The organism is Stenotrophomonas sp. ATs4, from assembly GCF_051861585.1.
GTDB lineage: Bacteria > Pseudomonadota > Gammaproteobacteria > Xanthomonadales > Xanthomonadaceae > Stenotrophomonas > Stenotrophomonas maltophilia_AS.
Genome location: NZ_JBLYPK010000007.1, coordinates 98257 through 122705, shown reverse-complemented (window position 1 = coordinate 122705; position 24449 = coordinate 98257). Strand labels below are relative to the sequence as shown.

Here is a 24449-nt window from a genome sequence, read left to right as displayed (position 1 = left end):
CCTTCCCTGGCTGCCCAGCGGGGAGGGGGTTTTTTTATGGGGCCGTTTGTAGAGTCGAGCCATGCTCGACTGCTTTTCTGGCGGACGACGCTAGCGGTGCGGCGCTGGTGGAAAGCGCTCGACCAGAAAGTCCAGGAAACTGCGCAGGCGGGTGGAGCGGTAACGGTCGTGCGCGTAGACCACATGCATCGGCCGGCCGGTCTGGCCATGTTCCGGGAACAACTGCACCAGGCGCCCGGCATCGACATCCGCAGCCAGCAGCAGCGCCGACTGCAGCACGATGCCCAGACCCTGCAGTGCCGCCGAGCGCAGGGCTTCGCCATTGTTGATCTGCAGCCTGCCGTTGGGCACACGGTCGAGCTCGCCATGGTCGACGTGCAGCCACTGCGCAAGTGCGCTGGGTTCGAAGGACAGGCACTGGTGCCGGGCAAGCGCCGTCAGATCAGGGGGCGTACCGTGCCGGGCGAGATACCCCGGCGAGGCGCACATCATCAACCGGTAGGGCGATAGTGGTCGCGCCACCAGCCCGCTGCTGTCGGCCAGCGTGCCGATGCGCAGTGCTGCCTCGAAGCCTTCTTCGGCCAGGTCGACTACGCGATCACTCAGCGTTACCTCGACCCGGACATCCGGGTAGCGGGCCATGTACTCGGCCAGCGCTGGCACCAGCGCATGCGTGCCGAAGATCACCGGGGCGCTGATGCGCAGTGTGCCTGCAGGTGCCAGTTGCTGATGCTGGGCCTGTGCATCGGTCTCGTCCACCAGGCGCAGGATCTCCTTGCTGCGCGCGTAGTAGTCCTCGCCGAACGGCGTCATGTGCTGGCGCCGGGTGGTGCGGCTGAGCAGCTGCATACCGAGTCGGGCCTCGAGCGCACGCAGGTGCTTGCCGGCCATCGTTGCGGACATGTCCATCGCCGCTGCCGCAGCGCTGAGGCTGCCCTTGTCCACGATCAACACGTAGACCTGCATGCTCTCCAGCAGGTTCATCTGACACCCCGGGTTCTGAATGTTGAAACCTCGTCGGAGTTTATCAATCGAGGGTACTCAAAGAGCATGTCCGCACGGCCAGATGGGCCGGCAGAACCTGGCAGGGCAACACATGAAACTGGATCTTGAAGGACGTACCGCGCTGGTCACCGGCGCAGGCAGCGGCATCGGCGCAGGTGTCGCGCGGGTGCTGGCAACGCTGGGTGTGCGCGTGGCGATCACCGCGCGGCGGCAGGCGCCGTTGCAATCGGTGGCGGCCGCGATCGAGGCGGCGGGTGGGCCATCACCGGTTGTGCTGCTGGGCGATCTGACCGACGCCGACGATGTGCAGCGCATTGCCAGCGCGTCGCTGGCGGCGCTGCAGCGCGTGGATATCCTGGTCAATGCGGCCGGTGGCGCGCGGCTGGCCGGGGTGGCCGCAGCAGATGAGGTGTGGGACGAGGCGATGGCGCTGAACTTCTCGGCGGCACGACGGCTGACGCAGGCAGTGCTGCCGTCGATGCAGACCAATGGCTGGGGGCGTGTGATCAACCTCAGCGGGTCGATGGAGCCGCGCGCTGTGAATGCCGCGAGCCCGGCGAAAGCGGCGCTGCATCTGTGGAGCAAGGGGCTGTCCTGCGACGTGGCGGGCGAGGGCATCACCATCAACGCGATCGCTCCGGGGCGGATCAACAGTGCGCAGATCCTGGATCGGCTGCATCCCACCGAAGAGAGCCGGCGTGAGTTCATCGCCCGCAACATTCCGATGGGGCGTTTCGGCGAGCCGGAGGAGGTGGCACACCTGGTCGCGTTCCTGGCTTCCCCGTTGGCGGGGTACATCACCGGCGCGGTGATTCCGGTGGATGGAGGAATGCACTACTTCGCGCACTAGCGCTGCGGAACGGTAGAGCCGAGCCATGCTCGGCTGCTTGAATCAGCCGAGCATGGGCTCTGCTCTACAACAACAAAAAAGGGCGACCCGCAGGCCGCCCTTCCACTCATGGTCGAGCCCGCCAGGTCAGCGCGGCGAGGCCACCGCACGGTTGCTCGAAGCGCCCTTGCCCTTGCGCTTGTCCTGCTGCGCCGGGCTGGCGCCCTCAGCCATCAGGTTGTCGCTGCCGAAGTCGGTGTCCACGTCCAGCCAACGCTGCGTCGGCAGGCCGAGGGCGGCGTCGAGCACGGTCGGCAGCAGGCCGCTGGGCAGGCCGCTTTCGCCGTTCCACATGATGGCAATACCGAGATCGCGTTCCGGCACCAGCGCGACCAGGCCGCGATAGCCCTGCACCGCGCCGGCATGGAACACCACATCGTGGCCGGCGTAATCGAAGGTGCGCCAGCCCAGTGCATAACCGGCCGAATGCAGGCGCTCGCGGCGCCATCCCGAACGCATCTCGCCGGGCGTGTTGATCAGGCTGGAGTGCAGGGTGGCCAGCAGCGGCGCCGGCAGCACGTCCGGGCGGTGGCCGGTGTGGGCCAGCAGCCACTGCGCCATGTCGCTGGCGCTGGCATTGACGCCAGCAGCCGGCGCAACGCGGTAATAGGTCGGCTTCGGCGTCAGCGACACCCAGCCGTTGCGGCTGCGCACGTGCGGACGCGCCCAGCGCGAGCTTGCCTGGATGCCGGCCAGGCCGAGGCTGGCATCGTTCATGCCCAGCGGCTTGAAGATGCGGCGCTCGACCGACTGCTCGTAGAAGCTGCCCGAGGCGGCGTAGACGACGTCGCCGATCAGGCTGAAGGCCACGTTCTGGTAGGCGTAGCAGTCGCCCGGCAGGCACTTCAGGCTGGTGTTGGCCAGCTTCTGGGTGAGCGAGTAGTACTCGGCGTTGCCTTCGATGTCGCGGTCGTAGGCGTTGTAGGGCAAGCCGACGCGATGGCTGAGTACGTCGGCCACGGTCAGGCGATCGGTCGCTTCCGGCGAGTTCAGACGGAAGCCCGGCACATAGTCGGTGACCTTGCTGTCCCAGCGCAGCGTGCCATCGTTGACCAGCAGGCCGGCCATGGTGCCGGCGAAGGCCTTGGACAGCGACGCCAGGCGGAACACGGTGTGGGCGTCGACCGGCAGCGGGTTGTTGACGTCGGTAACGCCGTAGCCGCGCGCGCTGAGCACGCGGCCACCCTGCACGATGGCCACCGCCATGCCGGGCACGCGCTCGCCATACGTGAGCTGCTGTGCCATCGATTCGATGTTGGCGACGTTGAAGCCGGCCGCCGGCAGCTGCACCTGCGGTACCAGACCGGTGCGGTAGGCCGCCGGCTGGGTGTGGGCCACGGCAGCGCCGGCAGCGGACTCGATGTTGGTCGGCATCGGCGGCAATGGTGGCGGGGTCTGCGCGGTGGTGGACAAGGCAACGGGCATCAACATGCCCAGCAAACCGGTGGCCGCCGAACGGATCGGACGACGCAGGCTGTTCTTTTTCATCGGTTGGACCCGTGCGCGACTGCTGATTGCGATTCTAGCGCCGCTTTTCCCTTGTGCACAAACAAAGCGAAGATGAATGCGCATCTCTTTGAAAAAGTTGGAATTTTGACGCGCCGAAAGCGTGTATCCGAACGTGTCGCCAGGGCGGGCCCGTGACACTGCGTTGCAGCCTTCAGCGTGCCGGCTGCTGGCGATGTTGCAGTGCATTGGCTAACGTACGCGCTTCACCGCCCCCGGAGCCTGCCATGCCGCTGTCCAACCGCCGTCTTCAGGCGAGGGACACCGCGTGAGTGCGGTGCAGGGCAGGAGGGGGCCGCTGCGGGGCCTGAGCGCGGCGCTGCGCGAGTCGCCGGCCTTATGGTGGTCGTTCCTGTATTTCTTCTGCCTGCTCAGCGGCTACTACGTGCTGCGCCCGGTGCGCGAGGCGATGGCCGCCTCGGCCGACCTGGAAACGGTGTTCCCGCCGCTACTGATCGCCTGGTTTGCCAGCCATGGCATCGCGCTGAAGGACTTCGTGCTGCAGTTCCTGTTTTCCTGCGTGTTCGTGATCATGCTGGTGCTGCAGCCAGTGTATGGCTGGCTGGTCAGCCGCTTCCCGCGGCGGGTGTTCCTGCCGGTGGTGTATGGCTTCTTCATCGTCACTCTGCTGGGCTTCTACGCGTTGTTCGACAGCAACGTGCCGGGGCGCGGCATGGCCTTCTTCCTCTGGGTGATGGTGTTCAACCTGTTCGCTGTGGCCGTGTTCTGGAGCTTCATGGCCGACGTGTTCTCCAACGCGCAGGCGCGGGCGTATTACGGCTATATAGGCGCGGCCGGCACCGTCGGCGCGTTCCTTGGCCCGCTCATCACCAGCGTGCTGGCGCAGCGCGTCGGCATCGCCAACCTGATGCTGGTATCTGCGGGTTTCCTGGTCGTCTGCCTGTTCTGCATCTGGCGGTTGCGGCACTGGGCGGTGTTGCGTGAACGCGAGCAGCAGCTGGTCTCGGGTGAGCAGCCGATGGGCGGCAGCGTGCTGGATGGCCTGAAGCTGATCGTGCGCGAGCCGCTGCTGCGCTGGCTGGCGGTGCTGGTGGTGTTCGGCGTGGGCGTGGGTACCCTGTTGTACAACCAGCAGGCCAGCATCGTGCGCGCGGCCTTCAACGACCCGGCTGCCAGCACCGCGTTCTTCTCGCGCATCGACTTGGCGGTGAACGCGCTGACGCTGCTGCTGCAGTTGAGCCTGACCCGCTGGCTGTTGTCGCGCCACGGCATAGCCCCGGCCCTGTTGATTCCCGCCTTCGCCATTCTGATCGGCTTCTCGGTGCTGGCCGCATCGCCGCTGCCGATGATGGTGGCGGTGGTGCAGGTGCTGACCCGGGCCAGTGAATTCTCGCTGTTCAAGCCAGCACGCGAAACCATCTACACCCGCGTGGACCGCCAGTGGCGCTACAAGGCCGGTGCGGCCATCGACACGGTGGTCTACCGTGGTGCCGACCTGAGCTTCACCTGGGTGCACAAGGGGCTGTCACTGTTCGGCTCGCACGTGGTGTTCATCGGCGGCGTGCTGGTTGCCGCGTGCATGACGGCCGCCGCGTTCGGCGTGCTGCGCGAAGAAAAGAAGCTGCCGCGCGATCGCTGATGTTTCGGGGTCAGATCTCTTTCCGGCAGGGAAAGGGATCTGACGCCATTCTCCATCCCTGCCCAAGGAACCGCCCATGTATTGGATCGCACTCGCCCTGACCCTGCTGGTCGCACTGCTGCATGTCTATTTCCTGGTGCTGGAGATGTTCCTGTGGACCCGCCCGCTGGGCCTGAAGACGTTCCGTAATACACCGGAGAAGGCAGAGACCACGCGCGTGCTGGCGGCCAACCAGGGCCTCTACAACGGCTTCCTGGCGGCGGGCATCGTGGTGGGGCTGGTGATGGCGCAGCCGGCGCTGGTGACGTTCTCGCTGGCCTGTGTGGTGGTGGCGGGGTGCTATGGCGCCTACAGCGTGAGTCGGCGTATTTTCATGATCCAGGCGCTGCCGGCGATCCTGGCGTTGGTTCTTCGCGCGGTGGTGTGATTTCCGGCCAACGGCGCAGCCCCTCGTGGGTTGGCCGCTTAGATCAAAAGCCGCGCTGGGCGGGGCGGGTGGGCCGTGCAGGGGACGCTGCAAGTACGTCCCTGTAAGCTCGATGGCGCCATCCATGGCGCCAACGCCCCTGCACGGCCCACCCGCCCCACCCCTGACAGTTTCCGTGCGCGGCCAGCCCACGGAGAAGAAAAAGAAGATCAAGAGCAACAGCAACAGCAACACCGAAAAGCAAAAAGCGGCCGCTGGGCCGCTTTTGCTTTTGCTCTTCTTTTTTCTTTTCCGTGGGTGGACGCCGCAGAGAACTGTCAGAGGCCGGAGGGCTGGGGCCAGGCGGGGTATCCGCGCCATGGATGGCGCGGCTAAGCCTACAGGGACGTACTTGCGGCGTCCCCGCCTGGCCCCAGCCCTCCGGCCCAACCCATGACCCGCTTCCAGCGACCAACCCACGAGGGGCTGCGCCGTTCGCGGGAACCTCACTTCGCCGGCGACATCCACATGTCGATGACCGCGCTGAACACTTCCGTCCCCGCCCCGTCGCGCACGCTCACCGTTACCGGCAACGCGTAGCCTTCGGCAGCGACCACAATGGGCTGCGCCGGCAGCGCCACCGCGTGCAGCGTGCCCCGCGCCTTGGCCAGGTACTGCACCTGCATGCCCTTCGGGATCCAACGCATGCCCTTCGGCAGCGATGCGTCGACCATCAGACCGGCGGTCAGCTCGGCCAGGTTGCACATCGCGATCGCATGCACCGTGCCGATGTGGTTGCGCACCGCGCGGCGGTCGGCCAGCGTGCCCTCGCAGCGGCCGTTCTCCAGGCGCGTGATACGCGGGGCGATGCTGGCGAAGTAGGGCGCCTTGAAGCACACCGCGCGCGAGAACAACCAGTTGCCGGCGGGCCAGCGCTGCAGGCGGTGGTAAAGCGTAAGCAGTGGAGCGGACATCGGGGGTCTCCCTAAAGAAACGGCGGACCGAAGTCCGCCGTTGTCGTTTACAGGGTGGCTGCGATCACGCGGCCTGCGACTGCGCGCCCTTCTGCTCGCGCTTGTAGTAGCCCGCAGAGCGCAGCTCTTCCGGATCGAAGTCGTCCACGGTGATGGTTTCCAGGGTGAGCGTGCGCAGCTCTTCGAGCAGGGTACGCTCGTCCTGGGTGATCACGCCTTCGGCCACGGCCTCGTCCAGCTGGGTGACGAAGTCCAGCGCCTCGATGCCCTTGGTCTTGAGCGCCTTGATGAACTTGCGCTCCACCGGCTCGGCCATGATCGCCTTGCTCAGGTAGCTGTTGATGCGGCCACCCGGGTTGTTCTCGCACGGGGTCAGGAACACGCCGTTGGCGAGGCGGTCGCGGGCTTCGTTCGGTGCCATCAGCAGGGCGGCCACGCGGCGGCTCAGGCGGTCACCCGGGGCCTCTGCGCGACGGCCCAGCGGGAAGATCAGCGCCCACATCAGCCAGCCGATCGGACGGATCGGGAAGTTGCGCAGGGCGGCCGACAGCGATTCCTCGATCTTGTGCACGCTGTCGTGGAAAGCCCAGGCCAGCAGCGGCTGGTCGGCCTGCGGTGCGCCCTCGTCGTGATAACGCTTGAGCATGGCGCTGGTCATGTAGACGTGGCTCAGCACGTCGCCCAGGCGGCCGGACAGCGATTCCTTGAACTTCAGCTTGCCGCCGAGCGTCATCATCGAGATGTCGGCCATCAGCGCCAGGTTGGCCGAGTAACGGTCCAGCTTGCGGAAGTAACGGCGGGTGTAAGCGTCACCCGGGGCAGCACCGAAGCGGGCACCGGTCAGGCCGAACCAGAACGAACGCACGGCATTCGAAATGCCGTAGCGGATGTGGCCGAACAGGCTGCGGTCGAAATCCTGCAGGCCGGCACGGGTGTCCGGGTCCTGCGCGGCCTTCATTTCCTTCAGCACCCACGGGTGGCAGAGGATCGCACCCTGGCCGAAGATCAGCAGGCTGCGGGTCATGATGTTGGCGCCTTCCACTGTGATCGCGATCGGCGCGGCCTGCCAGCTGCGGCCGGCGAAGTTGCGCGGCCCCAGGATGATGCCCTTGCCGCCGATCACGTCCATCACGTCCGAGATCACTTCACGGCTCATGTTGGTGCAGTGGTACTTGGCGATCGCCGACGGCACCGACGGCACGTCACCACGGTCCACAGCGGCAGCGGTGGCCTGCGACAGCGCGCTGATCTTGTAGGCCTTGCCACCGATGCGGGCCAGCGCTTCTTCCACGCCTTCGAATCGGCCGACCGAGAGGCCGAACTGCTTGCGGATGCGCGCGTAGGCACCGGTCACCACCGCGCCGGCCTTGGCACCGCCACTGGCGGTGGAGGGCAGGGTGATCGAGCGGCCGACGGCCAGGCACTCGTTGAGCATGTTCCAGCCCTTGCCGGCCTTCTCGGCGCCGCCGATCAGCTGGGTCAGCGGGATGAAGACATCCTTGCCACGGATCGGGCCGTTCTGGAAGGTCGAGTTGAGCGGGAAATGGCGACGGCCGATTTCCACACCGGCGGTGTCACGCGGCAACAGGGCCAGGGTGATGCCGATATCGCGGGTGGTACCGATCAGGCCATCCGGGTCGTACATGCGGAAGGCCAGGCCGATCAGCGTGGCCACCGGGGCCAGCGTGATGTAGCGCTTGTCGAAGGTGAGCTTGACGCCGAGTACCTGCTCGCCGTTCCACTCGCCCTTGCAGACGATGCCGTAATCGGGAATCGAGGTGGCGTCGGAGCCGGCGAACGGACCGGTCAGGCCGAAGCAGGGCACTTCGCGGCCATCGGCCAGGCGCGGCAGGTACTGGTCCTTCTGTTCCTGGGTGCCGTAATGGTTGAGCAGCTCACCCGGACCCAGCGAGTTCGGTACGCCAACGGTGGAGCTGACCACGCTCGACACCGATGCCAGCTTCTGGATCACCTTGTGGTGGGCCAGCGCGCTGAAGCCCAGACCGCCGTATTCCTTCGGAATGATCATGCCGAAGAACTTGTTCTTCTTGATGAAGCTCCACAGCTCCGGCGGCAGGTCGGCATGGACGTGGGTGATCTCCCAGTCGTTGACCATTTTGCACAGCTCTTCGACCGGGCCATCGAGGAAGGCCTGTTCTTCCGCACTCAGCTGCGGCTTGGGGTAATTCAGCAGGATGTTCCAGTCCGGGTCGCCGGTGAACAGTTCGCCTTCGAAGCCGACCGAGCCGGTTTCCAGGGCGATGCGCTCGGTCTGCGACAGCGGCGGCAGCACCTTGCGGAACACCTTCATCATCGGCGCGGTCAGCAGCGGCTTGCGGATGAACGGCAGCAGCAGCGGCACGACGATCACGGCCAGTACGGCGGCAGCGACGATGGTGGCGGTCTGGTTGACGTAGGGAATGAACCAGCAGGCGACCAGCAGGGCCACGCTGATCAGCGTCCAGGTCAGCAGGCGCATGCGGTGGTAGGCGACGAACGCGCCTGCCAGCAGCAGGGCGAGGAAGGGAATGACGAGGCTCATGAGCGTGCTCCGGTGACGTGCTCGTTTATGGCGGACGAAGCTGCAGCATCCGCTGCGGGCAACACGTCCAGATAGTTCAACACAGTAGCGGTAAAGGCGTCGTTGTCATCGCCGGCGACCATATGCGTGGCCTGCGGCAGCTGTACATGGCGCGCGTGCGGCGCCAACGCCAGGAATTCGGCGACGGTCTGTGGCGTGACGAGGTCGCTGCGGCCGCCGCTGACCAGCAGCAGCGGGCACTTCACCTGGCGCGCGGCCTCGGCCAACGCGTCCTGGTGCTGTTCGCTGTCGCGGGCCAGTTCGGCCACCAGGCGCGGGTCCCAGTGCCAGCGCCAGCGGCCCTGGCCGTCTTCGCGCAGCAGCGCACGCAGCGACTGCTCGGATTTGCGCGGACGGTGCGGCATGTAGGCCGAGATCACGTCGGCGGCCTGGGCCAGCGAGGCGAAGCCATCGGGATGAGCGGTCATGAAGGCCAGGATGCGTTCGACCCCGGCGGTATCCCAGCGCGGGGTGATGTCGACCAGCACCATTGCCGAGAACAGACCCGGCCAGCGCGATTCGGCCAGCAGGCCGAACAGGCCACCCATGGAGGCGGCCACCAGCACCGGCGGGCGCGGCTGTTCGCCGGCCAGCACGATGAGGTCATCGGCGAACTGCTCGCCGTGGTAGGGCAGGTCGGCGGCATTCCAGTCCGAATCGCCATGGCCGCGGGCATCGTAGGCCAGGGTCTGCAGGCCCGCTGCAGACAGGGCGCGAGCCGTGGCATTCCAGGCATGGCGGGTCTGGCCGAAGCCGTGCGCGAACAGCACTCGGCCCTGGCGGCCATGGTCGCTGGCGGTGGCCGCCAGGCGGGCGCCATGGGCCGCGTCCAGGCGCAGGTCATGGAACACAGCGGGAGTAGGGGACGTAACCATACTTACTAGTATGGAGCGCTTGGAGGGGAAGTCAATACTGTGTCGTATGGTGCGGTGCGGCAGGCCGTCAGCGGGGCCTTTTGACGGCATTGCCCGCAACCGCGTACTGCAACGAACCCCGGCGTATGGTTAAATCAGCCCATGAATCAACCTGACGCTTCCGCCGGCGAACCGCGCGCCGGCCGCAACAGCCGCCTGAGTGCCGAAGACTGGGCCCAGGCGGCCCTCGATCTGATTGCTGAACAAGGCGTGGGCGCCGTGGCGGTGGAACCGCTGGCGCGGCGACTTGGCGTGACCAAGGGCAGTTTCTACTGGCATTTCCCTTCGCGCGATGCATTGTTGCAGGCTGCGCTGGAACGCTGGGAACTGTTCGAACAGGAACAAGTGTTCGGCAGCCTCGAGGACGTACCGGATCCGCGCGTGCGCCTGCGCCAGTTGTTCCAGATGGTCGCCCATGAAGTGCAGCCGCACATCATCTACAGCGAACTGCTGAAGGCGCTGGACCACCCGATGGTGCGCCCGGTGATCGACCGCGTTTCGCAGCGTCGCCTGGACTACCTGATTGCTTCCTTCCGTCAGGCAGGGCTCAGTTCTACCGATGCACGCCATCGTGCGCGCCTGGCCTATGCAGCCTACGTCGGCTTCCTGCAGCTGTCGCTGCAACTGCAGCAGCCCAAGCAGGCCCGTGAGGATTTCGAGGCGTATGTCGAACACCTGATCGACACGTTGATTCCGAACGGATAAGCGCCCTGCGATGAGATTGCTGGAAGGCCGCAGCCCTGCTGCGGCCTTTTTTTGTTGGGCGCCGGTCAGCCACCTGCCCGGCGGCACAAAGAACAACGGCCCCTTGCGGGGCCGTTGCTGCATCAGCTGATCAGTGGATCGATCAGAACTTCTGCTTGTACTGCATGTACATGAAGCGACCGATGTCGTAGCCGCCGTAGTACGAGTACTGCGAGTTCGGCGCCGAGTACATCTGCGGGCCGTAATGGTCGAACACGTTGCGTGCACCAACCGCGATGGTCGCATTCCACGGTGCGTTCCAGGAGACCTGGACGTCGTGGAACATGGTCGAGCCACGCTCGTTCATTGCGCGGTCGCGCACCGGATCCGGCGAGCCGAAGTCCGGCAGGGTGCACTCAGTGCTGTAGTAGCAGCGCTCCTTGACACCCGAGAAGTAGCGGGTGCCCCAGGTGACGCCCCAGTCACCACGCTCCCAGCCCAGCACCAGGTTCGAACGCAGGCGGAAGTTGCTGCCGAAGCCGTTGAGGATCGACACCGGCACTTCCTGCGCATTGGTGGTCTTCAGCACGTTCTTGCTGACGTAGCTGTTCTGCAGGTTGGCGTTGAAGGTACCCCAGCTGCTGGTCTCGAAGCGGTAGGCCACGTCGAAGTCGAAGCCTTCGGTTTCCTGGTAACCAGCGTTGCGCGGTGCATAGGTCAAGTTGACCACGTTGTGGCGGTTCGGATCGCGGGAGAACGAGTTGCAGCGCTCAGCAATGCCGAGCACGTAGCAGTCGTTCAGCTGGTCATCCGGGCTGTCGGTGACGATGGTGTTGGTGATCTTGATGTTCCACCAGTCCAGGCTCAGGTTCAGGCCCTGGGCGAAGGTCGGGCTCCACACCAGGCCGACGGTCTTGGACTTGGACTTCTCCGGGGTCAGGTCCGGATTGGAGATCGCATTGAACGGGTCCGGCGTCTGCTCATCCGGTCCGCTGGCCGGCACATAACCCTGGCGCAGCTGACGGAAGGTGCTGGCGGTCGGGCCGATGGCGGCGGCGCAGCGAGCGGCGACGGCCGGATCGCCGGTCGAGCCGAACGACGTGTCGCACGGATCGGTGAAGTACGCAAAGGTCTGCGAACTGCCACCGTACAGATTGTCGATGGTCGGCGCGCGGAAGCCTTCAGCGTAGGTTGCACGCACCAGCAGCTGGTCGATCGGCTTCCACTTCAGGCCGAACTTGTTGTTGGTGGTGTTGCCGAAGGTGTTGTACTTGGAATAACGCGTGGCCGCGTTGAAGCTCAGTTCCTTGGCACCCGGCAGGTCAGCCAGGATCGGAACATTCAGCTCCAGATACACTTCGTTGACGTTGTAGCCGCCACCGGTCGGACCTGCGGCCAGATCGGTGGAGTAACCGGTCTGCGACAGGGCGTCGGGATTGTAGGAGCCCTTGTCTTCACGGTACTCGTAGCCCAGCGCGAAGCCCAGGTCGCCAGCGGGCAGGGTGAACAGGCTGCCGGCGATGTTCGCGTAGTAGGTCTTGGTGGTGACTTCACCAGTGTTCTTGGTGGTCGGGAACAGGAACTGCTGCAGGTCCGGGTTGCCGCTCAGGCCACCGTCGCCGGTACGGCCCGCCGGAATGGCCGGATTCCACGGGATACAGCCACCGGCACCGGAACCGTAGATCGGGTTCGAACCATCCACCAGCCCGGCCGCACTGCCGCACTCGACGCGACCGGTGGCCGGGTTGAAGAACGACGGACCGGTAGCTGCGTTGACGGCCAGCACGTTGTAGTTACCGGTCTGGGTCTGCAGGTTCTCCGAGTTCTGGTAGATGTAGCCAGCTTCCCAGTCGAAGTACTTGTCGTTGAACTGGAAGCTGCCCTGCAGGGCGCCGGTGAAGCGGAAGGTGGTCAGCTTGTTGGTCGACAGGCGCGGCACTTCCCAGCCACGGCGCATGAAGCCCATGTCCTTGCCGAACGGGTTGTAGTAGCTGTCAGCGTCCCACTTTGCGCCCTGCCGCGAATAGGCAGAAGACTGCAGCGGATAGCCGGCGACCTGGGCCTGCGCTTCACGACGCGTGTACAGCAGGTCGGAGACGAAACGGACGTTGTCGGTGAGGTCGTACTGGACATTGGCAAACACCGAACGCCGCTTGGTCGGCGTCAGCAGGTGCATCTGCTCGTTCGAGTTGCTGGTATCACCGGTGATGCCGGCGAAGTCCTGGTCGTGATACTGGTTGACGTCGCGGTAGTCGCCGCCGCGGTTCAGGGTGAGCCAGTCATCGGTGTCCGGATCGATGATCGTGCCCCACTGGCTGACCGGGCTCCAGTTCTGTTCCGGGTGGTAGGTGGTGCGCGAGTAACGGCTGAACCAGCGATCCCTGGCCCAGACTTCCTTTTCTTCGGAGTACTCGGCACCGATGGTGATCGAGCCACGGTCGCCGGTGAAGCCAGCCACGAAGTCGTAGCTGGTCTTCTGGCCGTCGCCTTCGCCGTACTGGCCGACGTAGGCATTGGCTTCCAGGCCTTCGAAGTTCTTGCGGGTGATGATGTTGATTACGCCGGCGATCGCGTCGGAGCCGTAGATCGACGAAGCACCATCCTTCAGCACGTCGATGCGCTCGACGATGGCCGACGGGATCTGCGAGACGTCCTGCAGGCCGCTGACGCTGGCGCCGAGGCGCTTGCCGTCGACCAGCACCAGGGTGCGCTCGGCACCGAGGTTGCGCAGGTCGATGTAGAAGCCGCCGACGGCTTCACCGGAGGACAGCGGTTCGGAACGGCTGATGGCCGGGCTGCCGGCGGCAGCGATGTTCTGCAGGACATCGGCAACGGTCTTGAAACCGCTCTTCTCGATCGAAGCACGGCTGATGCTCAGAACGGGCTGGGCGGTTTCGGTATCGACCTGACGGATGCGCGAACCGGTGACCTCGATACGGTCGAGGTTGGTGGCTTCCTGGGCATGTGCCGTCGCGGTGGTGGCACCGGCGACAAGCGCGATCACAACTGCGTCACGCAGCTGGCTGGACTTGAGTTTCATTGGCTCTCTCTCTCCAAGAAATCTTGGCTGGGTTAATGCCCGGCGGGGGAGCGAAAAGCGCTCCCAAATCGCGAGGCTGAGCCGATAGTAGCGGGCGTTCGCCAAGAATTAAAGCTGTGTTAATCAAACCTGTGATTTTGGTAAAAATGCACTGTTTTCAGAAAAATCAAACGCTTGCGTTGTATGGAGTGACGGGCTGCCTCGTTTGTTAACGCAGAATGACGAAAAAAGTCTCTTTTGATGTATGTCGATACGTATCAATATGTTTTCCGCAGTATCTTTGCCGTGCTTCGTGTTTGCTCCGGAGGATTCCAGACACACACGTACAACGGGCGCCATTCGGCGCCCGGGAGAAAGTCACTGCGGTATCCGCGTAGTGGAATCAGAGATCCTGTTCGTAACGCACGTACGGCACGGTGCCGTCGTCGTTGCTCTCGTTGCGGGGCGAGAAGGGGTTCTTGCCGCGGCTGATCACATTTTCGGCGCCGACGGTGAGCTGGCCGGACCACGGGGTGCGCCAAGTCAGGCCGATACCCAGGCCTTCCCACTTGCCGGGCTTGCCCGGCACGTCGATCACGCGGCCGATGATGCTGCCGGTGAAATTGCCATAGCCAGCGCCGATGCTCAGGCTCTTGCTGTCCCAGCGGTCGACGATGGCCGGTGCGGCGTCGGCCAGCGGCACCAGGCGGGCCTTGGCGTAGGTGCCAGCAATGGACACGAAGCCTTCGCGGCCGATGTTCTTCTGCGCGAAGACAGTCAGATCGTTCTGCTCGGCGCGCAGCGAAGGCGTCTTGTTCGGTCCGGACAGCCAGGCGGGCAGGGTTTCACGGCCGGTGCCGGCAGTGATGCCCAAGCGGCTGTTGCCACGGTTCAGCGCAGCGGTGCCGGTGAAGCGGCGGCTGTTGAGGTCATCCTCGTCGCCGAGGCTGGCCAGCATGCAGTGACTGGCCAGGCCGCTCATGCTGGTTCCGCTGCTGCTGTTGCAGAGCAGGCCCAGCGAGTCGCCAGAAGACAGGCCGAAGGCCGCGTCCAGCGAATTGCGGCCGAAGTGCCAGCGTGCGCCGGCGGCCTGTTCGCCGGTCGGCTCCAGGTACAGCAGGGCCTCGACCTTGCCGCTGCCCTTGTTCCACACCGGCAGCACCGTGCGGGTGTCCTTGCTCTGCGCGTGCACGCCCGTGATCGCGCCAAGGGCGATCAGCAGGGCCAGCGGTAGACGCAGGAAGGTACGCATCGGACCAGTTCAGACAGGGACGGACAACGGAAGTTCCCGCGAATACGGGAACTTGATCCTAGGGTGTTTATGAATTCTTAACAAGCCTTGATCCCCCCAGATGCAAGACAAGCCGATTACTGAAGCCGTTCAGGCGCCGGTACAGTCCCCTCGGCACCGTGGAACAGTATGCCGAACTCCGTCAACGGAAAGTGATACTCCCGCCCGCAGAACTCGCAACGGACCTCGACTGCGCCACTGGCTTCGGCGGCAGCACGCGCCTCGTCTTCGCCCAGCGACTGCAGCATCGAGGCCACCCGATCACGGGAGCAGGAGCAGGCGAAGGAGAGCGGCTTGTCACCCAGCAGCGCCGGGCGCTCTTCGTGGAACAACCGATGCAGCAGCTGTTCGGCCGGGGTCGCCAGCAGTTCGGCCTTGCCCAGCGTCTCGAACAGCGCGCTGGCGCGTGCCCAGCCATCCTCGTCGCCTTCGTCACCGGGCAGCTTCTGCAGCAGCAGGCCGGCCGCGCCGTTACGGTCGGCGGTCAGCAGCAGGCGGGTCGGCAGTTGCTCGGACTGGCGGAAGTAGTCCTCGAAGGCCTCGTCCAGTTCCGGCGCGGTCAGCCCGACCAGGCTCTGGTAGCGCTGCGGTTCACGCGGGTCCAGCCCCGGGTTTTCAATGGTGATGGCGAGCAGGGCATCGTCGCCGAGGTCGGACAGGTCGCGCGGCGCGTCGGCGCCATCACTGAGCTGGGCGATGCCGCGCAGGGTGCCGGCTGCGGTGCATTCGGCAAACAGGGTACGCAGTGCAGTGCTGCTGCGCAGCTGGATCGACAGGCGGCCATCGATCTTGGTATGGCCGGTGAACAGTGCCGAGGCCACGCAGGCCTCGCCGAGCAGCTCGGCGGCGGTATCCGGGTACTGGGCGTGGGACAGGATCTCCTGCCAGGTCGCCTGCAGGCGCACATGGACGCCGCGGACGCCAGCGTCGGGGAGCAGGAAGCGGATCAGGGAATCGGGGTTGGCGGTCATCGGCTCACATCGCGCGTAAACGGGGGTGGTTGCCGGATAATGTGCCGACAACCAGACAGAAGAAGGATGCACCAGTAATGGGGGCAGCGGGAGAGCAGCACAAGGTAGAGGCGGTTGCAGTTCCGCCACGCCGTCGTCGCTGGCACTGGAAGCGCCTGCTGTGGCTGCCGGTGCTGCTGGCCGCCTTCAGCTGTCTGCAGGTGCTGGTGCTGCGCTTCGTCGACCCGCCGTTGTCCACCGTCATGCTGTGGCGCTATGGCGAGGCACTGGGCGAAGCGGACTGGTCCTATCGCCTGCATTACCAGTGGCGCGACCTGGACCAGATGGCGCCGAGCCTGCCGATTTCGCTGGTGGCGGCCGAGGACCAGCGCTTCCCGGAGCACAGCGGCTTCGACCTGCAGGCCATCGAGAAGGCCCGTGACCACAATGCCAAGGGCGGACGCCTGCGTGGTGCCAGCACGATCAGCCAGCAGGTCGCCAAGAACCTGTTCCTCTGGCAGGGCCGCAGCTGGATCCGAAAGGGCCTGGAAGTCTGGTACACGGTGCTGATCGAAGCGCTGTGGCCCAAGGAACGCATCCTGGAGGTGTACGCCAACATCGCCGAGTTCGGTGATGGCGTGTACGGCGCGCAGGCGGCAGCGAAGAAATTCTGGGGCAAGGACGCGGCGCGGCTGAGCCCGGCCGAGAGTGCGCGGCTTGCGGCGGTGTTGCCGGCGCCGCGGCGCTACAACGCGGCGGCACCGGGACCGTACGTACAGCGACGTGCGGCATGGATCCAGCGCCAGGCGCGGCAACTGGGCGGAGCGGCGTACCTGTCGGAGGATTGAGGCCCCGGCGGGTGGGTCGGCAGGCTGCGCGCCTGCCGCCAACGTACAATCCCGGCATGACTCGCGAACGCCTTACTTTCGTCATCGCCGCCTACAACGAGGCCCAGGCATTGCCCTGCCTGCATCCGCGCTTGTGTGCGGTGCTGGACGCAATGCCGGACATCGACGGCCACATACTGTACGTGGACGATGGCAGCCACGACGGCAGCTGGGAGGTGATCGCGGGGTTGGCGCAGGCCGATGGGCGCGTTTCGGCGTTGAAGCTGTCGCGCAACTTCGGCAAGGAAGCGGCACTGACCGCGGGCCTGGACCTGGTGCGCGAAGGTGCGGCGATGATTCTCGATGCTGATGGACAGGATCCGCCGGAACTGGTGCCGCAGTTTGTCGAGCGCTGGCGCGAAGGCTACGACAACATCTATGGCACACGCTTGGTGCGTGATGGCGAGAACTGGATCAAGCGCGCTACGGCCGCGATGTTCTACCGGGTGATCGGCCGCCTCTCGCGCACACCGATCCCTGCCGATACCGGCGATTTCCGCCTGCTCTCGGCGCGCGCGCTGAGTGCACTGCGTGAAATGCGTGAGCGCCACCGCTTCATGAAGGGCCTTTTCAGCTGGGTCGGATTCAAGCGGATCGCCGTGCCCTATCATCGCCATGCGCGCGTGGCCGGGTCCAGCAAGTTCAGCCTGTGGCGGCTGTGGAATTTTGCTCTGGAAGGCATCACCGGATTCTCGACCGTACCGCTGCGGGCAGCGACCTATATGGGCCTGGCGACGGCGGCGGTGGCCTTCGTATTCGGGGTCTGGGTGATTGCCAAGGCGGCGCTGTACGGCGATCGGGTTGCCGGCTGGCCGACGATGATGGCCGTGATCCTGTTCCTGGGCGGGGTACAGCTGATCGCACTCGGCCTGATCGGCGAGTACCTGGGGCGGCTGTACGAGGAATCCAAACAGCGCCCGCTGTATCTGGTTGACGCCTGGCTAGCATCCGCCGTGGCAGACTCGGTCCTGCAACCCACCCTCGGAGGGCAGGCGGATGACGACGGTACGGCAACTGTTGGACGGCAAGTCTCCTGAAGTACATGCGGTCACGCCGGATGCGGCGGTGATCGATGCGATCCGGTTGATGGCGGAAAAGGGCATTGGCGCGGTGCTGGTGATGGATGGGCCGCGACTGGTCGGCATCCTTTCCGAGCGCGACTACGCACGCAAGATCGTGCTGCGTGATCGTTCGTCGCGCGATACGGCGGTGGCCGAGATCATGACGGCCAAGGTGGTGACGGTGTCGCCCGGCGAGCAGGTGGAGCACTGCCTGCAGCTGGTGACCGATTACCGCATCCGCCATCTGCCGGTGGTGGAAGGCGCGCAGGTGCTGGGAGTGATTTCCATCGGTGACCTGGTGAAGTCGGTGATCGACGCGCAGCGGCGGGAGCTGGATCAGCTGCAGCAGTACATCGTGGCGGGATGAGGCGTTCGCTGGCGGGCCTGCGGCCCGCCAGCCCGCTTTTCGAAGCTCAAAGCCAAAGCCAAAGCAGCGCCTCTCTGATACGTCGGGAGGCGGAGGGTGCAGCTGGGCAGGACACGCCGTAAACCCATCCATGGGGGCTCGATCGGCGCATCCATGCGCCTCACGGTCCTGCCCAGCCGCACCCTCTGCCTCTGGACACATTTCTGCGAGCGCGGTGCGTACATGCGCGGTGCCTCGCCTTTGGTAGCTGCCAACCTTGGTTGGCAACAGCTTTTGACTTTGCTTTTTTCTTTTGACTTTGAATTTCCGCTTTCGTTCCGCGCGCGCAGGAAACTGTCGGGAGGGGGACGGGTGACGCAGGCAGAACCGTTGGCGCCATGGGCCCGAGGCATGCCTCGGGCGGGTTGGGCAGGACGCCCAACCCCGGTCTTGCCGTGTACGCAGGACAGCGCACACGAGCAAGGCGTCATCGAGTCTACAGGGACGGACTTGCGGCGTGTCCTGCCTGCGTCACCCGTCCCCCTCAAGCCACCATCAATGCAGGCGCCGCGAACAACGCTGTTAGCCTACTTCGCATACTGCCCGCCGCAGTCGGCGTCCTTCCCCGGCCCCAGTTCGATGGTCGCCAGCAGCGCCGCAGGTGGCGCGATGCTGCCCAGCGCCAGGGCCACGGCACCACGGATGCCCAACGCCTTGAAGTCCGGGCGGAATGACGGATCCTTGAACGTGCCGGTGATGTGCAGCGGCGAGCGCAGCACCAGGATGCTCTTGTCCTTCGGGCGCGGCTTCAACAGCAGGTCCAGGCTCTCCTCGCGCAGGCTGACCGTGCCTTCGCCGATGAGGATGGTATCGGTGGTGTCCACCGCCAATGCCTGGCTGGTCATCAGGCCGTCGCGTACGCCGAAGTCGGCGAAGGCGCAGCGCAGCGGGATCTGCTTGTCGCCGGTCACCAGGAACTTCAGCGACTCGGTGATATCCAGGCCGGCCAGCTCCATCACCAGGTTGCCGACATGGCCACGGCCCATCGCCAGCCCGACCTTGCCGCTGCTGCTGCCGAGCATTGCGGCGATCGAGTTGCCGCGCCCGCTCAGGTCCACGCTACCGCCGATGCCGCCCTTGGCCTGCTCGGCCAGCTTGGCATCCGGGAACAGCTGGCCCAACTGTACGCCGCGCACGCTGGCCTTCAGCGCGGTGGCGATCTGCGGCTGGCGTGCGTCCATGCGGATGGTGCTGCGGATATCGCCGCCGGCCACGCCGAAGTTCAGCGGGTCCAGCCGCAGCACGCCATCGTCCAGCAGCAGGTGTGCATCCATGTCGTCCAGTGGCAATGAAGGCGCATTGATGCGGTGGGCCTTCCAGCGCACGTCGGCATCCATCGCGCGCAGTTTGCCCAGGTTGTACGGCGTATCCGGCAGCACCCGCGTGCTGGCCGCAACGCGTGCGGCCTCGGCCTTCTGCTGTGCGTTCGCAGTTTCACCGTTGCCGGTCTTCGGTGGCGCACCGACGAAACCGGCCAGGTCGTCGAAATCCAGGCGTTTGGATTCCAGCGTGGCCGTCAGCTTCGGGCGCGTGCCGCCTACTTCGAACTGCAGGTTGCCGCCAAGATCACTGTCGCCGACCTTGCCGGTGAACTGCTCATAGCGCCAGACGTCGTGGTCACGCTTGAGACGGCCGTCCAGCGCATAGGGCGGGGACGGGGGAATGGCGATGCCCAGCAGCGGATAGAGATCGGCCAGGTCCTGCCCGCTGAGTGCGAACTGCAGGTCGAATACACGCAGCTGGAATGGATTGGTCAGCGTACCGGTGGCCACCGCATGGGTGGCGCCGGCGCGGCCATCAAGGTGGATGCGGAACGGATGATCGCTGTCGGTCAGCTGCAATGGCGATTCGGTACCGCCGCGCAGGGTGAACGGGTTGCCCCGCCAGTGGCCCTTGCCCTGCACCAGCAGCGGCGGTGCGGCGTCGGCCTGCTTCGGCGAGCCGCTGCGGACATCCACGCGGATGTCGGTGCGGCCCCGTGCGTCGAGGAACTGCAGGCGGCCGTCATCGATGCGCAGGCGCTTGAGTTGCGGCGTGGTTCCGCCGGAACGCTTGCCGAGGAAATCCCAGTTGCTAGGTTCGTCCTTGCGGGGTGCGGTTTCCAGCAGTACATCCGGCCGGGTCAGGCGCACCTCAGGCAGTTGCACGCTACCGCGCAGCAGGGGCCAGACCCGGACATCGATCTCAACGCGGTCAGCGCTGGCCATGTCTGGCTGTTTGGCCCAACCGGCATTGGCGAAGGTGATCGCATCGGCGCGGATCGTACTGGTGCTTCCCAGGTCGACATCCAGATGGCCGATGTGCAGTGCGCGGCCGGTACGCGCCTGCACCGCGCGTTCGACCGGGCCCTTGAACCAGTTCCAGTCCCACAATGCGATCAGCAGCAGGATCGCGGCCACCAGGAAGACCAGTACCGCCAGCCAGCGTTGGCCACGCCGGCCTGGGCGGCGGAAGCGACAGCGGGATGCGCGCGGTGCGGCAGGGGAGGCGGCAGCATTCACGCTGCCATGGTTGCCCCCTCATCGTGGAGGGGGCGCGAAGCGTCCATGTGCACGGTGTGCACAAGCCCGGCGCGGATGGCGGTTTACAGCACCTGCATGGTGACTGCGACGAAGTGGCAGACGCTGCCGCCGATCACGAACAGGTGCCAGATCGCATGCGAATAGGGGATCGATTCACGGTGATAGAAATACGTGCCCAGCGTGTACGACAGGCCGCCGCCGAACAGCCAGGCCAGGGTGCCGCCGTCGATCGACGCCCACATCGGCTTGATCGCCACCACCACCAACCAACCCATGGCGATGTAGATCACGGTCGAGAGCACCTTGAAACGGCCGGTGTAGAACAGCTTGAACACCACGCCGCCCAGTGCGAGCGCCCAGATTGCGGTGAACAGGCCCCAGCCCCAGGGGCCGCGCAGGCCGATCAGGGTGAATGGCGTATAGGTGCCGGCAATCAGCACGTAGATCGCGCAGTGATCGAATACCTTCAATCGCCCCTTGGCGACCGGATGCTGGATGGCGTGGTACAGCGTGGAGGCGGTGTACAGCAGCAAAAGCGCAATACCGAACACGATCGCGCTGGCCAGCTGCCAGCCGTCACCGTAGATCGCGGCCAGGGTGATCAACACCGCACTGGCGGCCAGGGCGAATACCGCGCCCAACCCATGGGTCAGGGCGCTGGCGATTTCTTCACGGATCGAAGCAATGGACGTCGTGGACATGGGCATGGGCATCGTTCACGGGGAGGGGGACCCGCGTCCCCCTATCATCGCCGCGATGGCCGTCGCGTGCACGCCCGTCACCGTATGGTGGGTGAATCCCTGCGTTGCGCCGATGAACCCGTGATCGGTAGATCCACGCCATGTGTGGGTGAACCGCCCGCGACTGCTGGGGTCAGAGCCCTTTCCTGGCGGAAAGGGACCCGACCCCGTGGCATCAGCCCACCGAAACGGTATGCGCCGCTTCGCGTGTGGCCGAGAAGCGCACATCCGGCGAACGCTCCTGTGCCAGCTGCAGGTTGACGCGGGTCGGTGCCAGATAGACCAGATGGCCGGCCGCATCCAGCGCCAGGTTCAGCGCGTTCTTCTCGCGGAACTCTTCCAGCTTCTTCTCGTTGCTGCAGTGGACCCAACGCGCGGTGCTGACGCTGACCTGCTCGAAGGTGGCTTCCACGCCGTACTCGTCCTTCAGGCGGTAGGCGGCCACGTCGAACTGCAGCACGCCGACCGCACCCAGAATCAGGTCGTTGCTGGTCAACGGACGGAAGAACTGGGTCGCGCCTTCCTCGGACAGCTGGGCCAGGCCCTTCTGCAGCTGCTTGAGCTTGAGCGGATCGCGCAGGCGGGCACGGCGGAACAGTTCCGGGGCGAAGTTGGGGATGCCGGTGAAGGTGACCGCTTCGCCTTCGGTGAAGGTATCGCCGATCGAAATGGTGCCGTGGTTGTGGATGCCGATCACATCGCCCGGCCAGGCTTCGGCGGCGATCTCGCGGTCACTGGCCATGAAGGTCAGCGCGTTGGCCAGCTTCATGTCCTTGCCGGTGCGCACGTGGAAGGTCTTCATGCCGGCGCTGAAGCGGCCCGAGCAGATGCGCATGAACGCCACGCGGTCACGGTGCTGCGGATCCATGTTGGCCTGGATCTTGAACACGAAGCCGGTCAGCTTGTTCTCTTCCGGAGCGATCACGCGTCCGGTGGTGGTACGCGCCTGCGGCGGCGGTGCGTGCTCGACGAAGAAATCCAGCAGCGGCTGCACGCCGAAGTTGTTCACGCCCGAGCCGAAGAACACCGGGGTCTGCTTGCCGGCGCGGTAGGCGTCCAGGTCGAACGGGTGGCTGGCACCCTGCACCAGTTCCAGTTCGTCGCGCAGGTCGGCCAGCATCTGCGCACCGATCTTCTCGGCAAGGCCGGGGGCATCGATGGACGGGAAGATGGTCGAATCCTGGCGGGTGAAGTTGCGGCCCGGTTCGTACAGGTGCACTTCGCCGGTCAGCAGGTGCACCACGCCCTTCAGGCGCTGGCCCATGCCGATCGGCCAGGTGACCGGAGCGCACTGGATGCCCAGCACGGTTTCCACTTCATCCAGCAGTTCGATCGGGTCCTTGCCCTCGCGGTCGAGCTTGTTGATGAAGGTCATGATGGGGGTGTCGCGCAGGCGGCACACTTCCATCAGTTTGATGGTGCGCTCTTCCACGCCCTTGGCCACGTCGATCACCATCAGCGCCGAATCCACCGCGGTCAGCACGCGGTAGGTGTCCTCGCCGAAGTCGGCGTGGCCGGGGGTGTCGAGCAGGTTGACGATCTTGCCTTCGTACGGGAACTGCATCACCGAGGAGGTGACGGAGATGCCGCGCTCCTTTTCCAGCGCCATCCAGTCGGAAGTGGCGTGGCGGGCGGCCTTGCGGCCCTTCACCGAACCGGCCATCTGGATCGCCCCGCCGAACAGCAGCAGCTTTTCGGTCAGCGTGGTCTTGCCGGCGTCAGGGTGGGAAATGATGGCGAAGGTGCGGCGACGCGACGCTTCGTTGGCGACTTCGGACATGGCAGTGGCGCCCGCCCGGGGCGCTTTTCAAAGAGATAAGCGCCCAATTATACCGGCCGGGGCCGGTCAGCGCCCGGTACCGCCGTCGGCCTCGCCCTGGCGGGCGAACTGCAGCTGGCCCTGCTCGGTGAAGATGCGTGCCGGCACCGAGCGCAGGCCCATGCCGCGGTTGACCTGCACCACGAAGTGCAGATGCGGCGCGCTGCTGAAGCCACTGTTGCCGGACAGGCCGATCGGCTGCCCGGCGCCCACCGCCTGGCCACGACGCACGCGCATGCCGCCGGCCTGCAGGTGGCCGTACAGGGCCATGCTGCCGTCACTGTGCAGCACGCGGATGAAGTTGGCGCGGCCACCATCGCGTTCGCGGTCCTGGCCGTTGCCACGGAAGCCATCCTGGATCTGCATCACCGTGCCCTCGCGTGCGGCCAGTACCACCGTTGCCTCGGGCAGGGCGAAGTCGACGGCGTCGCGGTTTTCTTCGTCGTCGTGGCTGAAACGGCCTTGTGGTGCCTGGTCCACGCGCAGGCGGGCGTTATCGAAGGGCAAGCGGTAGGCCACGTCCTCGGCCTGTGCGGCCGGGTTGCCCGGCACTGACTGCAGGCGCAGGTCCAGCGTGCGGCCGTTGATCGGGGCGGGCAGATGACCGACCACCAGACTGCTGCTGCCCTGGATCAACGACTGTAGCGGCAGGCCCTCGACAGGGTGTCCGGGCACGGCGCGCAGCTCGACCTGTAGTGGCCCTGCCAAGGCATTGTCGATCCGGGCCTGCCACTGTTCACCGATCGGCTGCAGGCGCAGCTGGGCCATCGGCGCGGCCTCCGGGTGTGAGGGCGCACTGGCGGCGGGGGCGGGCTTGGGCACCAGTCCCCAGCCTTGGCGCCAGCTGCCGGCGGCGGCAGGCGCGCTCGCCAACAGGGCCAACAGCAGGCAGGACAGGGGCAGGCGTGGCATCGACAGCTCGAGCGAAAAGGACCGCCGCGACTGTACCCGATCCTGAACGGGACGACCGGGACCGCCTTCGCATGGCTGCTCTGAAAATATTCATCGCTTTATCCGCATGAAGGGATTGACAGTGCCTGGGCCGGCTGGCATCGTAGCTCCACCATCGAGACCGGCAGAGGGACAGGCCCTTTGAAGCCGGGGCAGCCAGCAGACGCGAAAGCGCCTGTCAGGTGCCAAATCCTGCGGGGACCGTGGCGTCCACCGAAAGATGGTTCGAACCTTGCACCGACGT

Annotated in this window: 19 protein-coding genes and 1 riboswitch; of the genes, 7 read left to right on the top strand and 12 right to left on the bottom strand. The window is 65.6% G+C overall.

The features are described from left to right. Nucleotides 1-90 precede the first annotated feature (90 nt). The gene (locus ABR323_RS13905) at nt 91-984 is read right to left on the bottom strand and encodes a LysR substrate-binding domain-containing protein (RefSeq protein ID WP_135274804.1); all 894 of its coding nucleotides are present in this window, start codon (nt 982-984) and stop codon (nt 91-93) included. Nucleotides 985-1096: 112 nt separating this feature from the next. On the opposite strand from ABR323_RS13905, the gene ABR323_RS13900 reads away from it, so the two are divergent. Beyond that, nucleotides 1097-1855: an SDR family NAD(P)-dependent oxidoreductase gene (locus ABR323_RS13900; RefSeq protein WP_135274803.1), complete on the top strand. Its 759-nt coding sequence runs from the start codon at nt 1097-1099 to the stop codon at nt 1853-1855. Between the two features lie 126 nt (nt 1856-1981). Here the strand turns inward: ABR323_RS13900 and ABR323_RS13895 are convergent, their stop codons facing one another. Continuing rightward, on the bottom strand, nt 1982-3382 hold the full coding sequence (locus tag ABR323_RS13895) for a serine hydrolase domain-containing protein (RefSeq protein WP_439449728.1): 1401 nt from the start codon (nt 3380-3382) through the stop codon (nt 1982-1984). Between the two features lie 286 nt (nt 3383-3668). Here ABR323_RS13895 and ABR323_RS13890 point away from each other — a divergent pair, with 286 nt between their 5' ends. Further along, complete coding sequence (locus ABR323_RS13890) at nt 3669-5000, top strand: NTP/NDP exchange transporter (RefSeq protein WP_439449727.1); 1332 nt, start codon at nt 3669-3671, stop codon at nt 4998-5000. A 76-nt stretch (nt 5001-5076) separates the two neighbouring features. Continuing rightward, nucleotides 5077-5427, top strand: a complete 351-nt coding sequence (locus tag ABR323_RS13885) for a DUF1304 domain-containing protein (protein WP_135274800.1) — start codon at nt 5077-5079, stop codon at nt 5425-5427. Between the two features lie 485 nt (nt 5428-5912). On the opposite strand, the gene ABR323_RS13880 is transcribed toward ABR323_RS13885, so the two are convergent. From ABR323_RS13880 to ABR323_RS13870, 3 genes are all read right to left on the bottom strand, one after another. After that, on the bottom strand, nt 5913-6380 hold the full coding sequence (locus tag ABR323_RS13880; protein ID WP_439449726.1) for a hotdog fold domain-containing protein: 468 nt from the start codon (nt 6378-6380) through the stop codon (nt 5913-5915). A gap of 64 nt (nt 6381-6444) precedes the next feature. Further along, on the bottom strand, nt 6445-8922 hold the full coding sequence (locus ABR323_RS13875; RefSeq protein WP_439449725.1) for an acyl-CoA dehydrogenase: 2478 nt from the start codon (nt 8920-8922) through the stop codon (nt 6445-6447). Next, on the bottom strand, nt 8919-9836 hold the full coding sequence (locus ABR323_RS13870; RefSeq protein ID WP_439449724.1) for an alpha/beta fold hydrolase: 918 nt from the start codon (nt 9834-9836) through the stop codon (nt 8919-8921). Before ABR323_RS13870 ends, ABR323_RS13875 begins: the two co-directional genes overlap by 4 nt. A gap of 141 nt (nt 9837-9977) precedes the next feature. Here ABR323_RS13870 and ABR323_RS13865 point away from each other — a divergent pair, with 141 nt between their 5' ends. Continuing rightward, nucleotides 9978-10580, top strand: coding sequence for a TetR/AcrR family transcriptional regulator (locus tag ABR323_RS13865; RefSeq protein ID WP_046987072.1), 603 nt, complete (start codon nt 9978-9980; stop codon nt 10578-10580). A 142-nt stretch (nt 10581-10722) separates the two neighbouring features. Here the strand turns inward: ABR323_RS13865 and ABR323_RS13860 are convergent, their stop codons facing one another. From ABR323_RS13860 to ABR323_RS13850, 3 genes are all read right to left on the bottom strand, one after another. After that, a complete protein-coding gene (locus tag ABR323_RS13860) occupies nt 10723-13599 on the bottom strand; it encodes a TonB-dependent receptor plug domain-containing protein (RefSeq protein WP_135274796.1) in 2877 nt (958 codons plus the stop codon). 382 nt (nt 13600-13981) lie between these two features. Beyond that, nucleotides 13982-14830: a hypothetical protein gene (locus ABR323_RS13855; protein WP_135274795.1), complete on the bottom strand. Its 849-nt coding sequence runs from the start codon at nt 14828-14830 to the stop codon at nt 13982-13984. 116 nt (nt 14831-14946) lie between these two features. Beyond that, nucleotides 14947-15840, bottom strand: coding sequence for an Hsp33 family molecular chaperone HslO (locus tag ABR323_RS13850; RefSeq protein ID WP_439449723.1), 894 nt, complete (start codon nt 15838-15840; stop codon nt 14947-14949). A gap of 77 nt (nt 15841-15917) precedes the next feature. Between ABR323_RS13850 and mtgA the strand changes: the two genes are divergently transcribed. From mtgA to ABR323_RS13835, 3 genes are read left to right on the top strand one after another with little or no spacing between them, the layout of a single operon-like run. Next, nucleotides 15918-16667, top strand: coding sequence for a monofunctional biosynthetic peptidoglycan transglycosylase (mtgA, locus tag ABR323_RS13845; protein ID WP_135274793.1), 750 nt, complete (start codon nt 15918-15920; stop codon nt 16665-16667). 56 nt (nt 16668-16723) lie between these two features. After that, a complete protein-coding gene (locus tag ABR323_RS13840) occupies nt 16724-17743 on the top strand; it encodes a glycosyltransferase family 2 protein (protein ID WP_439449722.1) in 1020 nt (339 codons plus the stop codon). Beyond that, a complete protein-coding gene (locus tag ABR323_RS13835) occupies nt 17703-18134 on the top strand; it encodes a CBS domain-containing protein (protein ID WP_046985058.1) in 432 nt (143 codons plus the stop codon). The genes ABR323_RS13840 and ABR323_RS13835 overlap by 41 nt, the downstream gene beginning before the upstream one ends. A 566-nt stretch (nt 18135-18700) precedes the next feature. Here the strand turns inward: ABR323_RS13835 and ABR323_RS13830 are convergent. The 4 genes from ABR323_RS13830 to ABR323_RS13815 all read right to left on the bottom strand — a co-directional run bounded on the left by ABR323_RS13830 (nt 18701) and on the right by ABR323_RS13815 (nt 24166). Then, on the bottom strand, nt 18701-20674 hold the full coding sequence (locus ABR323_RS13830; RefSeq protein ID WP_439449721.1) for an AsmA family protein: 1974 nt from the start codon (nt 20672-20674) through the stop codon (nt 18701-18703). A gap of 83 nt (nt 20675-20757) precedes the next feature. Continuing rightward, nucleotides 20758-21396 (bottom strand): PAQR family membrane homeostasis protein TrhA, encoded by a 639-nt coding sequence (gene trhA, locus ABR323_RS13825; protein ID WP_032972214.1) that lies wholly within the window; start codon nt 21394-21396, stop codon nt 20758-20760. Nucleotides 21397-21610: 214 nt separating this feature from the next. Next, nucleotides 21611-23215 (bottom strand): peptide chain release factor 3, encoded by a 1605-nt coding sequence (locus ABR323_RS13820; protein ID WP_135274790.1) that lies wholly within the window; start codon nt 23213-23215, stop codon nt 21611-21613. Nucleotides 23216-23281: 66 nt separating this feature from the next. Then, on the bottom strand, nt 23282-24166 hold the full coding sequence (locus ABR323_RS13815; protein WP_439449720.1) for a M23 family metallopeptidase: 885 nt from the start codon (nt 24164-24166) through the stop codon (nt 23282-23284). A 148-nt stretch (nt 24167-24314) separates the two neighbouring features. After that, a riboswitch (SAM riboswitch) is annotated at nt 24315-24432 on the top strand. Nucleotides 24433-24449 lie beyond the last annotated feature (17 nt).